At 56.8% G+C, this 13,449-nt stretch carries 12 protein-coding genes and 1 pseudogene; 5 read left to right on the forward strand and 8 right to left on the reverse strand.

Going from position 1 to position 13,449, the window contains the following annotated elements:
• Nucleotides 1-6: 6 nt before the first annotated feature.
• The 5 genes from glmS to A6U98_RS08575 form a co-directional block, all read right to left on the reverse strand.
• The gene (gene glmS / locus A6U98_RS08550; protein WP_033181206.1) at nucleotides 7-1,833 is read right to left on the reverse strand and encodes a glutamine--fructose-6-phosphate transaminase (isomerizing); all 1,827 of its coding nucleotides are present in this window, start codon (nucleotides 1,831-1,833) and stop codon (nucleotides 7-9) included.
• 432 nt (nucleotides 1,834-2,265) lie between these two features.
• Nucleotides 2,266-2,817: a sugar O-acetyltransferase gene (locus A6U98_RS08555; RefSeq protein WP_017968972.1), complete on the reverse strand. Its 552-nt coding sequence runs from the start codon at nucleotides 2,815-2,817 to the stop codon at nucleotides 2,266-2,268.
• Nucleotides 2,818-3,295: 478 nt separating this feature from the next.
• The gene (locus tag A6U98_RS08565) at nucleotides 3,296-4,504 is read right to left on the reverse strand and encodes a beta-ketoacyl-[acyl-carrier-protein] synthase family protein (RefSeq protein ID WP_033181208.1); all 1,209 of its coding nucleotides are present in this window, start codon (nucleotides 4,502-4,504) and stop codon (nucleotides 3,296-3,298) included.
• Complete coding sequence (locus A6U98_RS08570; protein WP_033181209.1) at nucleotides 4,504-4,782, reverse strand: phosphopantetheine-binding protein; 279 nt, start codon at nucleotides 4,780-4,782, stop codon at nucleotides 4,504-4,506. Before A6U98_RS08570 ends, A6U98_RS08565 begins: the two co-directional genes overlap by 1 nt.
• Before the next feature lie 474 nt (nucleotides 4,783-5,256).
• Nucleotides 5,257-6,204: a LysR family transcriptional regulator gene (locus A6U98_RS08575; protein WP_064649241.1), complete on the reverse strand. Its 948-nt coding sequence runs from the start codon at nucleotides 6,202-6,204 to the stop codon at nucleotides 5,257-5,259.
• Nucleotides 6,205-6,438: 234 nt separating this feature from the next.
• On the opposite strand from A6U98_RS08575, the gene A6U98_RS08580 reads away from it, so the two are divergent.
• From A6U98_RS08580 to A6U98_RS08600, 5 genes are read left to right on the forward strand one after another with little or no spacing between them, the layout of a single operon-like run.
• Entirely contained in the window at nucleotides 6,439-7,029 is a 591-nt protein-coding gene (locus A6U98_RS08580) for a NodA family N-acyltransferase (RefSeq protein ID WP_064649277.1), read from the forward strand.
• Nucleotides 7,026-7,676, forward strand: coding sequence for a chitooligosaccharide deacetylase NodB (nodB, locus tag A6U98_RS08585; protein ID WP_064649243.1), 651 nt, complete (start codon nucleotides 7,026-7,028; stop codon nucleotides 7,674-7,676). Before A6U98_RS08580 ends, nodB begins: the two co-directional genes overlap by 4 nt.
• A 20-nt stretch (nucleotides 7,677-7,696) precedes the next feature.
• Nucleotides 7,697-8,977, forward strand: a complete 1,281-nt coding sequence (gene nodC / locus A6U98_RS08590) for a chitooligosaccharide synthase NodC (RefSeq protein WP_064649245.1) — start codon at nucleotides 7,697-7,699, stop codon at nucleotides 8,975-8,977.
• A gap of 38 nt (nucleotides 8,978-9,015) precedes the next feature.
• Nucleotides 9,016-10,047 (forward strand): nodulation factor ABC transporter ATP-binding protein NodI, encoded by a 1,032-nt coding sequence (gene nodI / locus A6U98_RS08595; RefSeq protein WP_081295651.1) that lies wholly within the window; start codon nucleotides 9,016-9,018, stop codon nucleotides 10,045-10,047.
• A gap of 2 nt (nucleotides 10,048-10,049) precedes the next feature.
• The gene (locus A6U98_RS08600; RefSeq protein WP_064649247.1) at nucleotides 10,050-10,838 is read left to right on the forward strand and encodes an ABC transporter permease; all 789 of its coding nucleotides are present in this window, start codon (nucleotides 10,050-10,052) and stop codon (nucleotides 10,836-10,838) included.
• 255 nt (nucleotides 10,839-11,093) lie between these two features.
• Here A6U98_RS08600 and A6U98_RS36700 read toward each other — a convergent pair.
• The 3 genes and pseudogenes from A6U98_RS36700 to A6U98_RS08610 form a co-directional block, all read right to left on the reverse strand.
• Nucleotides 11,094-11,272: pseudogene (locus tag A6U98_RS36700) on the reverse strand (transposase domain-containing protein); the annotation flags it as partial.
• 92 nt (nucleotides 11,273-11,364) lie between these two features.
• Nucleotides 11,365-11,718, reverse strand: coding sequence for a hypothetical protein (locus A6U98_RS08605; protein WP_017965518.1), 354 nt, complete (start codon nucleotides 11,716-11,718; stop codon nucleotides 11,365-11,367).
• Nucleotides 11,719-11,833: 115 nt separating this feature from the next.
• A complete protein-coding gene (locus A6U98_RS08610; protein ID WP_064649250.1) occupies nucleotides 11,834-13,423 on the reverse strand; it encodes an IS66 family transposase in 1,590 nt (529 codons plus the stop codon).
• Nucleotides 13,424-13,449: the final 26 nt, after the last annotated feature.

A 13,449-nucleotide genomic window follows, 5' to 3' on the forward strand; every position in this document is an offset into this window, starting at 1 on the left:
TGCAATTTATTCGACGGTGACCGATTTCGCGAGATTGCGCGGCTGGTCGACATCGGTTCCTTTGGTGACCGCCACGTAGTAGGCAAGCAACTGTAGAGGTAGAGAGAAGATGATGGGCGCGATTATTTCCTCGACATCCGGCAGCACGACCGTGTGAATGGTATCGAGTTTGGAACGCGCAGCTCCGCTCTCATCGGTGAGAAGAATGACGCGGCCGCCGCGTGCGGCCACCTCCTGCATGTTGGAGACGGTCTTGTCGAAGAATCGATCATGTGGCGCGATAATGATGACGGGCATGTTTTTATCGACGAGCGCGATCGGGCCGTGTTTCAGTTCACCGGCGGCATAGCCTTCAGCGTGGATATAGGAAATTTCCTTGAGCTTCAGCGCGCCTTCCATCGCCAAAGGGAAACTGGTGCCGCGGCCAAGAAAGAGCGCATGAGAGTATCCCGAAAGTTCCTTCGACAGGAGTTCGATCTTTGGCCGAATGTTCCGCAGCACCCGCCTCATGATGCGCGGCATTTCAATCAAGCTCATGACCAGTTGTCGCTCCTCGTCCTCGGTTATAGTACCTCGCGCCTTGCCTGCACCGATGGCGAGAGCAGCGAGAACTGCGAGCTGGCAAGTGAACGCCTTGGTCGAGGCGACCCCGATTTCAGGACCTGCGAGGATCGGGAAGATGACATCGGCTTCTCGGGCAATGGTCGATTCGCTTGTATTGACGACGGCGCCGACCTTCAGCCCTTGTGCCTTGCAATATCGCATTGATGCTAGCGTGTCGGCGGTTTCACCGGACTGCGAGATAAAAAGCGCCGCCGCATGTGGCGACAGGGGGATATCGCGATAGCGGAACTCTGAAGCGACATCGATTTCCACTGAAAGGCGTGCGTAGCGTTCGAACCAGTACTTGCCGATCAGGCCTGCCAAATAGGCAGTGCCGCATGCGGAGATCACGAGGCTACTGACGTTTGCAAAATTCAGTTCCGTTGATACTTGAACTGCCCGATTGCTGGCTATATCGATGTGGCGGGCGAGAGCACCGGCTATGACCTCGGGCTGTTCGTAGATTTCCTTCTGCATGAAGTGGTCATAGTCGCCCTTGGTCACTCGGTCGACAGAGGCCATCGAGGTGTGTCGAGGCCGTGCGACGACATTGCCCTCACTATCGAAGATCCTGAAGTCTGTTTTCTCGATCACGGCCCAGTCGCCGTCAACCAGGTAGGTAACTTCGTTGGTTAAGGGAGCAAGCGTGATAGGGTCGGAGCCTAGAAACATTTCCCCGTCGCCATGACCAATCACCAGCGGAGGTCCATTGCGCGCCGCCATAATGGTGGCTGGCTCATCCTGGAAAAGAATTGCAAGGCTGAAGGCTCCCTTCAGCCGCTTTAGCATCGCGTGCATGGCCTCTCGGCCGCTCATACCGCCGCGACGGGATTTTGCGAGGAGATGCGCGACGACCTCGCTATCGGTGCTCGTCTCGAAATCCGCACCAGTCGCTTCCAGTTCGGCCTTCAGCTCCGCGAAATTTTCGATGATACCGTTATGAACGACGGCAATACCGTCGACGATATGTGGATGAGCGTTGCGTTCAGTCGGAGCCCCATGAGTAGCCCAGCGGGTGTGGCCAATGCCGATCATTCCGTTCAGTGGCTGTTGCTCCAGCCTCATTTCAAGATTGACGAGCTTACCCTGCGCGCGGCAGCGCTCCAACCTGCCTCCGGAGATCGTCGCAATTCCAGCGGAGTCGTATCCGCGGTACTCCAGACGCTTTAGCGCTTCGAGCAGTCGCTGCGACACCGAGTGCCGCCCTACGATCCCGACAATCCCACACATTTATCTGTCTCCGTTGTAGTGTGCCAAAGGACGCAGGTGCCACGAGGTTTTGTACCGCGACCCATTTGCGGAACCTTCTAATCGCATCCGGTAAGATGTTTAAAATCGATTGTTGTGATTGCGCACATCCAAATCATGGATGCAGCTTGCCCCATTGTACCGAGACCCGCTCAATGCAGGTGGAGATGTCGCATCAACCCTTCATTGAATTGATCGCGAAACACCTCGCCTTCTCAACTGAGTTCAGTTTCCACTGGTTCGACGAGACGTGCAAAGCCCACATATGTGCATCCGTCAGAAAGCCGTCGTGGTTGCCGTTGGCCGGTCTGATATCCAAGATTTAAGCATCAACCACCCCGCATCGGCTTGGTGGCAAGTGGGAGTTTTGGTTCACAAGCACCGCCTTGACTATGGCGTTCTCAGCGGCTTGCCTCAGCGCTTCAACCGAGCCGGATTTCCCATGGCCTTTTCCCCCGCGGGTATATCGCGGGTGACTACGCTTCCGGCGCCGATGACGGCGTTGTCGCCGATCGTCACCCCTGGGAGAATAATTGCTCCACCACCAATCCAGACATCTTTACCAATCCGGACAGGCCGACCTAGCTGCAGACCAGCCTGCCGCTGCTCGGGATCATGCGGGTGGTCGGCGGTGTAAATCTGCACAGCCGGCCCGACTGCCGTCCCAGCACCGATCGTCACTTCTGCTACGTCAAGGATCACGCAGTTGAAATTGATGTAAACGTAGGCACCAAGCCTGATGTTAAAGCCGTAGTCGCAATGAAATGGCGGACGAATGACGGCTCCAGTTCCGACCTCTCCTAGTCGCTCCAGAAGAAGTGCGTTCCAATGCTCGGCCGTACTTCCCAGAGTATCATTATATCTCTTCAGCCAAGCTCCCGTGGCCAACAGGTCCGTCTGAATCTCCTCGTCCGCCGGGTTGTACATCTCGCCCGCCAGCATCTTTTCTTTTTGAGTGCGTGTCATTGTCTGTTCTCAGATCGCGTTCATCGATGAAGTTGTTAGTCCTCTGACGCCCGGCTTGAACGAGGTTCAGATAAGCTCCTCTTCTCGACGCTCAACATCGCATGGCGCAGAAGAGAAGTCCCGGCAGGAATCGGTCGACAACGCGGCGTTTGCGTGGTCCAGAGGGTCGTCCGACAGCAGTGGATTGAAAGTGGCAGTGACCAGCCCGGCCGGCAAGCGGAATCGACAGCAGGTGTAGTTGAAGAGCCGCTCCGAGACCCGGAGCGGGCGCTCTTTCCAGCCGGTTTTTTGGATGATCATAACTCCGGAACGCAACCATATTTTCCTCGCCCCGCCTTGTGAGCAATCCCCGGCGAGCCGTTGTGGGCTAACCATTGGTGCGAATTGACCTGCATTAGTAACAGCACCCCAGTTAGCTTCTCTCCATCGGCCCTCGCGGTTGCGGCTGGAGCCATTCACGGCCACATCGTCCGCCCCTTCACACCTGTCTGAATGCCAGGACGGCGTTGGTGCCTCCCATAGCGAACGCATTGCTCATCGCTACGCGCACCTTGCGCTCACGCGGGACATTGGGCGTGACATCGAGATCGCACTGCGGGTCAGGCTCACGATAGTTGGCGGTGGGCGGTATGACACCTTCTTGGATCGCCATTATACAGGCAATCATTTCAAGTGCACTGGCGGCACCCAGGCAATGGGCGTGCATGGACTTGGTGGAGGAGACGGACATCTGAAAAGCGTGGTCTCCGAAGACGCGCTTGATCGCTGCCGTCTCCATCTCGTCATTCGCAACGGTGCCGGTGCCGTGTGCGTTCAGGTAGTCTACATCGTCCGGGTTTAGCTCGGCATCGGCGAGGCAGCTGCGCATTGCGGCCTCCGGTCCCTCGATGGAGGGCATGACAATGTCGTAGGCATCGCCGGAGAGTCCGATTCCGGCAACCTCGGCAAGCATAGTCGCACCGCGGGCAGTGGCGTGCTCGTAGCTTTCCAGGACAGCCATTCCGGCACCCTCGCCAAGGACAACACCTTTTCTGTCGGCGGAGAACGGGCGACAGGTATCAGGGGCAAGCACGCGCAGTGCCTCCCATGATTTCAGGACGCCCCATGTGAGCGGCGCATCGCTTCCCCCGGCAAGCATGACGTCTGCACGGCCCAGCCTGATCTGATCTACCGCGGAAGCGATGGCATGATTGCCCGCCGCGCAAGCGGAGGTGACGCCGAAGACGGGGCCGCGCAGGCCGAGATAAATGCTGACCTGGCCGGCAGCCGCGCTTGGCATTCCCTTGGGTGCTGTGAAAATGCGCGCGCGGGTCACTCCGTCTAGAAGGATACTGCGGTATGTTTCTTCAATCGTTCCCCAGCCGGGCCCGCCGACGCCCATCGCGGCGCCGTAGCGGTGGGCATTTTGTTCATTGGTGGAAAGCCCGGCCTGTCGCATGGCTTCGGTTGCAGCAATCACTGCAAGCAGGCTGAAGCGGTCCATAGAGACAAGCTGTTTGCGAGGGATGTCGTGTCCCGGTATCGCCCTGATTTCGGCACCAACGGTGCCTTCCATATCATAGAGATCTGTGGTGATGATCGGGCTGATTGCGGAGCGGCCTTCGCGCATTTCTTTCCAAATAGATGAAGCGTTTGTTCCTAATCCGCATAGTCCGCCAATCCCCGTGATTACGACGCGCCTATCCATCACGCCTCCTTCGCGATCAAGCCGCGAACAGCTTCGACGACATCGCCGATATTTTTCAGATTAGACCAGGCATCGGTCGTGTTCATCTCGATCCTGATGCCGTAGGCCTGCTCCAGGTCCCAGAGCACATCGGCCAAAGCCAGGGAATCGATGCCAAGGGAAGTCAATTCGCTATCAGCGGTGATTTCTCCGATTGCTACAGGAATCCTCCCACCGTTTTCAGATTGGGCGAGATTTTTGATTGCGGCAATAATTTCTACTGTGAGCTGATCGGCCATCTTAGTCCTTTCAATCATTTCAAACTGGCGCGGCTGATTATCCCGGCCTAGCAACCCTTGAGCACGCTCGATGCTCTCACGGAGGGACCGGCCCTACGTCTGGCTCTGTGCTATGGGGCACGCAGAAGAATTGGTAAAATTGATTGATTGGATCGAATTCATCCAGAATATGGATGATGTGAGCCCTTTTTTGTAGAATTTCCGGCCTCTCGGACGGCCAGAACTGCGTGCGAGATATCTGGGGGTCGGATGTCAAGCGCCAGATATCAGATGTTGAGAGGCAGGCGGGATCAGGACTGGCCTGCCGACCTAGGTCTATGACAATCGCCCGGGATAGCACGAGTAGAAACGCAGCAATGGACCAATGGCCACTTTGATTACGTCACGGGTTGACCACCCAGAGGAACCAAGACTGCGAAATTGGCAGAGTCGCCAGAGCGTGGGACGACAAATTTGACTGAAGCTCGACCGGGACTACATCGCTCTGGCCTTTTGAAAGTCACCTTCGGCAGATGTCTCAATCCGGGAAGCCTCCTCCAATATTATGTTGCGCATCCAGATGCTTCCGGGGTCGGAATTGTGAAGCAAGGGCCACTGTATAGCCTCCGTGAATGAGAGAGGAGGCAGCGGATGATCTACGATCTGAAGGGGAATCGTCGGTTCGAAATGTTTGACAAGAAGCAAGGGAAGGGTTGCTATCCGATTCGTCCCCTGAAGTAACATCGGGATCGAGTTGAAACCGGGGACCGCGATTTCGATACGCCGCTTAAAACCGTGCTCCAGCAACAGCCATTGTTCAATGGATGGCTTCAAAGTACGTCCAAACATGGCCGCGACGTGTCCCAGCGACATGAATCGCTCGAGGGAAAGCTTCCCGCGCAGCTGCTGATTGTTAGGGCAACCGACACATACGAGTTTCTCCTCAAACAGTTTCGCACTGGGATGACCGGCTGACATGAACTGATCTGGAAAAATCAAAAAATCCAAATCTCCACTGCGCAGACGCTCGTCCGAATCATCATTGATGTGAAGCAATTCAAAGCTGACGCCGGGTGCCTCGCGCGCTACGCGCTTTATCACCTTTTCGAAGAATACGAGCGTCATGAAATCGGACAGTACGATTCTGAAGCGCCGGTCAGATTCCGCTGGGACCAATGGATCCCACGCAATGACAGAGAGCTGAATCTGCAGTAGAGCTTCGCGAACTGCAGGGGCGAGCGCCTCGGCTCGCGGGGTCGGGACAAGTCTACGCTGCTGCATCACAAACAGCTCGTCATTGAAGTAGGCGCGCAACCTAGCGATGGCTGCGCTCATGGCTGGCTGACTAAGGTTGATGCTGCGCGCTGCTGCCGTGAGCTTCCGCTCGGTCATCAAAGCATTGAGAGCGACGAGAAGATTTAGGTCCAGGCCCTTAAAACGCATATTCGATCCATGATGTAGATGATTGTGATCCAAACAATCAATTTTACCAATCTTTCGGAGTGCTTATTAGAAAGGCCGGAACTTATCAAGGCGCCAAAGCAAACTAGCGAGCGGAGGCGGATCGTATCTGTCGCAAATTGACGACGAGCGGTCCCATCTGTCCCATCAGCGTGTGCGAATGCACCAATCTTTGCTGCTTTGGACTTGTGGCTGAGAAACGAATTGGAGCTTTGCATGTCTGCTGGAGTGCGGTGGAAAATAACTTGGGAAAATGATCTCGAACCGTCGGATCATGCGGAACTGTCTCAATTTTTCCGAGCAACCTATGGTCCGACCGGCGAATTCAATGCCAAACCTTTTGAGACTGGCCGCAGTTGGGCAGGTGCGAGGCCGGAACGCCGGGCAATTGCTTATGATTCAAAAGGCATAGCCAGCCACATGGGTTTGCTGCGTCGCTTCATAAGGGTCGGCGACACGGATTTGCTGGTCGCCGAACTTGGCTTGTATGGAGTGCGCCCGGATCTGGAGGGGCTTGGCATCGCTCACTCGATCCGCGCTTTGGCTCCGGCTTTGCAGGAGCTGGCGGTGCCGTTCGCGTTCGGTACCGTCCGACATGCTATGCGGAACCACGTGGAGAGATTCTGCCGAGACGGTATTTCCAATATCGTCACTGGGATTCGTGTACGCTCGACCCTTCCAGATGTGCTGCCCAATATGCCCTCTACGCGCACCGAAGACGTGCTCGTCCTGGTATTTCCGATAGGACGACCGATGAGCGAGTGGCCTTCCGGATCATTGATCGAACGAAACGGGTGCGAGCTATGAAGCGGCGCTCTTATATAAGCGAAGTGCCGTTGGATGACGGCGGGAGCGACGATCGTAGCATCTACCTGACGTTCGACGACGGTCCCAATCCGGAATGTACTGGCCAGATCCTGGATGTGCTCGCCGAACACCGCGTACCAGCCACCTTTTTCGTCCTCGGCGCGTATGTCAAAGACCATCCCGATCTCGTCCGCCGTGTTGCGGCAGAAGGTCACTTGGTCGCCAATCACACGATGACCCACCCCGATCTTACGGCCTGTGACTCGGAGGCGATCGAACGAGAGATAAAGGAGACAAACGAAGCCATTGTCTCGGCGTGTCCCCAAGTTGCGGTTCAACATATACGAGCGCCATACGGCGCTTGGAACGCGGATGTCCTTTCAAGATCCATGAACGCCGGACTTCGACCTGTTCACTGGTCGATAGACCCGAGAGACTGGTCCCGTCCCGGAGTCGATTCTATCGTTGACGCGGTACTCGCTGCTGCTCGGCCAGGTGCAATCGTGCTTTTGCACGACGGTTGCCCACCTGATGAGGTCGGGAACTGCAAGCTCACCAGACTGCGCGATCAAACACTTTCGGCGCTCTTGGCAATTATCCCGGCACTGCATAGCCGTGGATTTTCCCTTCGTTCACTTCCCCAGTAAAACTAAATCGACGAGAAACCATGACCTTGCTTGAAACAACCAGCATCGCCGCCGTCTCGCTTTATGGACTGCTTTCCTCCGCCTATAGGAGTGTACAGGTCCTTCATGCTCGGCGAACTCTCAAGTCGGAAACAGCGGAAAACACCGTCGAAGAGAGCTCGTTGCCAAGTGTGGACATCATTGTGCCTTCATTTAACGAGAGCCCGCGCGTCCTGTCCGATTGCCTGGCATCCCTCGCCAACCAGGACTATCCGGGGGTATTGCGCGTTGTTGTGGTTGACGACGGTTCCAGAAACCGTGACGCGGTGGTAGCCGAGCAGATCGTCTATGCGGGTGACGCGAGATTTGAATTCATCATGCTGCCCAGGAATGTCGGAAAGCGCAAAGCGCAAATCGCCGCCATTTCCCGATCATCCGGGGACCTCATCCTGAATGTGGATTCAGACACCACTCTCGCCAGCGATGTTGTTTCCAAACTCAGTCAGAAAATGCGCGATCCGGCGGTCGGTGCGGTGATGGGGCAGCTTGTAGCAAGCAATCAGAACGACTCGTGGCTGACCCGATTGATCGACATGGAGTACTGGCTGGCCTGCAATGAGGAGCGCGCCGCGCAGGGACGCTTCGGTGCCGTGATGTGTTGCTGTGGACCCTGTGCCATGTACCGCCGGTCCGCCTTCGTCTTGCTTCTTGATCAATACGAGACGCAGCTTTATAGGGGAAAGCCGAGTGACTTTGGCGAGGACCGTCATCTGACCATTCTAATGCTAAGCGCCGGCTTCCGTACCGAATATGTCCCAAGCGCCATCGCCGCAACCGTCGTTCCTGACGGTTTGGCTGCCTATCTGCGCCAGCAACTGCGTTGGGCACGGAGTACATTCCGAGATACCCTGCTCGGACTTCACCTCCTCCGTGGCATGAACTGGTATCTGACTTTGGACGTCGTCGGGCAGAATGCCGGCCCTCTTCTGCTCGCATTGTCCGTACTGGCGGGTCTAGCACAGTTCGCCCTGACCGGTTCACTGCCCTGGTGGACGATAGGAACGATTGGATCGTTGACACTGATACGATGCGGCGTAGCTGCTTATCGTGCCAGGCAGCTTAGATTTCTTGGTTTCTCGCTGCACACGCTCGTGAACGTCTTTCTATTACTGCCGGTGAAGGCTTATGCCCTCTGCACGTTGTCCAACAGTGACTGGCTGTCACGCGGCTCAGGAGTCAACGCTTCAGGCGCCGTTCGGACGCAGAAAGCCTCCGAAACTCCAATGCTTTCCGCCCCCGAAGCTACTTTCAGCGGCGAATAATCGCTGTGTCGCCGCATCTTGCCAACCTTAGGAACCACATGAACGGTCAATCGGATCTACAGGCAGCTGTGGCTGAGACGCTCCGCCGCCAGAGCAACCTTCCAGGGCGACAGTGCCTTTCGGTTTCAGACGGATTCGGCTCCCCTTTAGGCTCGATGTCTTCCATGGCGGTCGAGCTCGCTGGCGTTACAAAGTCATACCAGGGCAAGGCTGTAGTCGACGGGTTGTCTTTCAAGATTGCTCCAGGAGAGTGTTTTGGCCTGTTAGGTCCGAACGGCGCCGGAAAAAGCACGATTACCCGTATGATTCTGGGAATGACGTTGCCTGATGCGGGAAACATCTCGGTGCTCGGAATGCAGGTGCCGGGGCAGGCTCGTTCGGCACGCGCGCGTATCGGTGTCGTTTCACAGTTCGACAATCTCGATATGGAGTTCACGGTTCGGGAAAATCTTTTTGTCTACGGCCGCTACTTCCGCATGAAGGCCCGCGAGATCGAAGCAGTCGTGCCCTCCTTGCTGGAATTTGCGCGGCTTGAAACCAAGGCAGATACGCGGGTGGCGGATCTTTCGGGAGGCATGAAGCGGCGCCTCACATTGGCGCGCGCGCTGATCAATGACCCTCAGATCCTCATACTGGATGAACCGACAACCGGCCTCGATCCGCACGCGCGCCACCTGATCTGGGAACGGTTGCGATCGCTCTTGGCACGAGGAAAGACGATCCTCCTGACGACCCACATCATGGAAGAGGCCGAACGCTTATGTGATCGGCTGTGCGTGCTCGAAGGTGGAGTTAAAATAGCCGAAGGCCGCCCCTTTGACCTGATAGAGGAGCAGATCGGCTGCCCCGTTATCGAGATTTATGGCGGAAACCCACAGGAGCTTAGGCTTTTGATCAAGCCAAACGCACGGCGCATCGAAATCAGTGGCGAGACCCTGTTCTGCTACACCCCCGACCCAGAACAGGTTCGGGCGCAACTGCGCGGACACAGGGGTCTGCGCCTTCTCGAGCGTCCGCCGAACTTGGAGGACGTCTTCTTGCGGTTAACCGGACGTGAGATGGAGAAGTAGCAATGAGTGGAGATAGCGTAACGGCATTGCCAGGCGGCAGCTTGAACTGGATTGCGGTCTGGCGTCGAAATTATCTTGCATGGAAGAAGGCGGCGCTGGCGTCGCTTCTGGGGCATTTGGCCGAACCTCTGATCTACCTTTTTGGCCTTGGCGCTGGCTTGGGCGTGATGGTGGGCCGCGTCGGTGGCGTTTCCTATACTGCTTTCCTGGCAGCTGGAATGGTCGCGACAAGTGCGATGACGGCTGCAACGTTTGAGACGATTTACGCAGCTTTCGGCCGGATGGAGGGTCAGCGCACTTGGGAAGCGATGCTCTACACACAGCTGAGACTAGGCGATATCGTTCTCGGTGAGATGGCCTGGGCGGCAACGAAGGCCGCTCTGGCGGGTGCCGGTATAGGCATGGTCGCGGCCGTTCTAGGGTACACTCAGTGGCTGTCGCTGCTATATGCCCTTCCGGTTATCGCGCTGACGGGTTTGGCCTTTGCAAGCCTTGGGATGGTCGTCACAGCCCTTGCTCCGAGCTATGATTATTTCATCTTTTATCAGACGCTTGTTATCACACCTATATTGTTCCTCTCGGGTGCCGTCTTTCCAGTCGATCAACTGCCAATTGTCTTTCAGACGGCTGCGCGATTTCTTCCTCTGTCGCATTCGATCGACCTCATACGTCCGATAATGCTCGGTCACCCCGTGGTGGATGTCTGCCTGCACGTCGGCGCACTTTGCATATACATCGTCATCCCATTCTTTTTATCGACAGCCTTGCTGCGACGCCGCCTTTTGCGCTGACGCTCATTAATGCGCGCAGGCCGACTGGGATCCGTCGTTTTGGCTTTTCTGCCAGGCAAGCCCCTTGCTTCTAATCCGGGAGGTGCTCACTAGGCTCAGGACCTATCAAATCGCCTGCATCGGCCTCCCTTCCTTTACTGATTAGAATGAAAAGGAGACGCTGCGAGCCTATTGTAAGCGCGATTTTCCATGCGCATTGACGGCTGCGGCACCGCTGAAGCGCACTCGTACCGGGAGAGATACGCGGCTCTGTCGGGCCGCAGAGGTTTTGGAGAAGTTGAACGGTAGCAAGTCGCCGACGTCGGCCTCTTCGCCTCGCTGTGGCAACCCGGTGAGCACATCGCGCAGCCAAGTGAGTGGATCGACGCCACAGGCGCGGCAAGTCGGCATCAAACTATAGATCACTGGCTCGCCTTGGCTCCGTCAGCGGTGTCGGGCACACATATTACTGACCGGCGAATATCTCTGGCTGAAGGGAGCAAAGGCTTAGAGTGTCATTTCCGCCCCCAGCCGGAACCAACCCCTTTTATCGGATCGACATGCGGTAGCAGTGCTCTATCATCCGTCCCCTAAGGTTAAGATCGGTCATGCCAAATCTATCGACGTAGCCCAGCCCCAGGGCGAGTATTCCCTGCCCGGCGACGTTGCCCGGGTTATGGCTGTAGTGAGCTACGGCCATTTCCTCTTCCTTCGTATAAGTGGCAGGGCCTTGCAGCAGAGAGACAATCGACTGGCCTCGGGCATTCAGCAATCCGGCTTCGCTTGCCAATCCGAGTTCAACCAATTTGGCTTTTGTCTCTTTGAAGGTTGACGGCGTCGTCTTTTGAAAATGTTCAAGCACGGCCTTAACTTCTTCGTCGGTGAAATTGGCATGCTCCATGGAATGATCCTCTCAAAACAGGAAATCCGTAAAACCCTGTATATACCCGTGTCTCCTCCGAAAGCCAGACCCTGGCTGCCCAGCTCGAGGCACTCCAACAACGTGACCTGTTGGCTTAGGCCGCAGAGGTTTTGGAGAGGTTGAACGGCAGCAGGTCGCCGATGTCGGCCGCTTCTTCGCGCTGCGGCAACTCAGTGAGCACGTGGCGCAGCCAGGTGAGCGGGTCGACGCCACAGGCGCGGCAGGTCAGCATCAAACTGTAGATCACGGCGCTGGCCTTGGCTCCGTCAGCGGTGTCGCTGAACAGCCACGATTTCCTGCCGGTGGCAAAAACTCTGATCTCGCGTTCCAGAATGTTGTTATCGATCGGCATCCTGCCGTCGCTGGTATAGCGCGTTAGATAATCCCATTGGTTCAGGGTGTAGGACACTGCATCACCGAGCTTGGTATCCGGCACGACCTTCGGCGCGATATTGCCGAGCCAAGTCTTCAGAGCGTTCAGGACAGGCAAGCTGTGTTGTTGCCGGAAGCGGCGAATGCAGTCTGCTTTCGTCTCGCCGGCATCTGGGGTTTTGTCTCTTGCCTGCTTTTCGATCCGGTAGAGCTGCTCGAAGAACCGGAGTGCCTGTTCCGGCGGTCCGCCTCCGTTCTTCCTGGTTTTGAGAGCCTCGACGAAGCGCCGCCGTGAATGGGCGATGCATCCGACATGGGTTGCGCCATGTAATGTGCGCCAGGCGGTGTAGCCATCGGTCACCAATATGCCGCGGTAGTCACCGAGAAAGGCCTGCGGGTGGACCTGGCCGCGGCCCGGTTGATAATCGAGAAGCACGATTGGCTCCTCACTATTCTCGCCGCTGCGATATGCCCACATGTACGACGTGCTGGTGGCTTCCTTGTCCTTTTCCTTCAGCACTTGAACTGTCGTCTCGTCACCATGAATGAGAGGCTGCGACTGAAGCCGCAATCTCAGCGCATCGTAGATGCGATGCAGGTGCCTCTCGCTCGAGCCGATCACCCAGTGCGCGAGAGCGCCCCGGCTGATCGGAACACCGGCCCGTTCGAATGTTTGCGCCACGCGGTAGAGCGGCGTGCCGTCGACGTATTTGTGGACGAGTGTGAAGGCCAGTGTCGAGGCAGTGGCAATGCTGCCCGGCAAGGGCTGCGGCGGCATCGGTGCGATCACCACAGGCGTGTTGATCCCGGTGCGGTCGCAATGGCGGCAGGCGTATTTGAACCGCACATTCTGCAGAACCTTTGCCTTGACCTCGATATGGAGCTGTTCGCTAACGGCCTCGCCCATGCGATGCATTTGACTGTCGCAGCAAGGGCAAGTTTTTTGATCGTCGGGTAGATCGTATTCGACACGCTCGCCCGGCAGGTCTTCCGGCAGAGGTCTGCGGCCCCGCTTTTTACGCGCGGCGCTATCGACTGCTGGCAGGCCTGTATCCGGAAGATCGGCGACGTCGTCGCCATAATCACGATCATCCTCGTCTGCGGCCTCTTCGGCCTCGTTGAAGATGCGATCGATGTGCTTTTCGCTGCGGGGGGCAAAACGATGGAGCTTTGCGAGTACCAGCTCTTCTTCCAGCTTGGCGACCCGCTGCGAGAGCGCTTCCTTCTCGGCTTTGAGCGCGGCGATTTCGGCGGCACTTGCCGCCAACTGCGCCATCAGCTCTGCAACATCAGGTTCGCCGGTTTGGGTCATCCCAGTTTTGAATCTGAACCGCGTCG

The sequence above is a fragment of the Rhizobium sp. WYCCWR10014 genome, assembly GCF_001657485.1.
In the GTDB taxonomy this organism is placed as follows: domain Bacteria; phylum Pseudomonadota; class Alphaproteobacteria; order Rhizobiales; family Rhizobiaceae; genus Rhizobium.

Coding starts and splice junctions, on each gene's coding strand:
- glmS (WP_033181206.1), bottom strand. CDS start 1,833: ATGTGTGGGATTGTCGGGATCGTAGGGCGGCACTCGGTGTCGCAGCGA.
- A6U98_RS08555 (WP_017968972.1), bottom strand. CDS start 2,817: ATGACACGCACTCAAAAAGAAAAGATGCTGGCGGGCGAGATGTACAAC.
- A6U98_RS08565 (WP_033181208.1), bottom strand. CDS start 4,504: ATGGATAGGCGCGTCGTAATCACGGGGATTGGCGGACTATGCGGATTA.
- A6U98_RS08570 (WP_033181209.1), bottom strand. CDS start 4,782: ATGGCCGATCAGCTCACAGTAGAAATTATTGCCGCAATCAAAAATCTC.
- A6U98_RS08575 (WP_064649241.1), bottom strand. CDS start 6,204: ATGCGTTTTAAGGGCCTGGACCTAAATCTTCTCGTCGCTCTCAATGCT.
- A6U98_RS08580 (WP_064649277.1), top strand. CDS start 6,439: ATGTCTGCTGGAGTGCGGTGGAAAATAACTTGGGAAAATGATCTCGAA.
- nodB (WP_064649243.1), top strand. CDS start 7,026: ATGAAGCGGCGCTCTTATATAAGCGAAGTGCCGTTGGATGACGGCGGG.
- nodC (WP_064649245.1), top strand. CDS start 7,697: ATGACCTTGCTTGAAACAACCAGCATCGCCGCCGTCTCGCTTTATGGA.
- nodI (WP_081295651.1), top strand. CDS start 9,016: ATGAACGGTCAATCGGATCTACAGGCAGCTGTGGCTGAGACGCTCCGC.
- A6U98_RS08600 (WP_064649247.1), top strand. CDS start 10,050: ATGAGTGGAGATAGCGTAACGGCATTGCCAGGCGGCAGCTTGAACTGG.
- A6U98_RS08605 (WP_017965518.1), bottom strand. CDS start 11,718: ATGGAGCATGCCAATTTCACCGACGAAGAAGTTAAGGCCGTGCTTGAA.
- A6U98_RS08610 (WP_064649250.1), bottom strand. CDS start 13,423: ATGACCCAAACCGGCGAACCTGATGTTGCAGAGCTGATGGCGCAGTTG.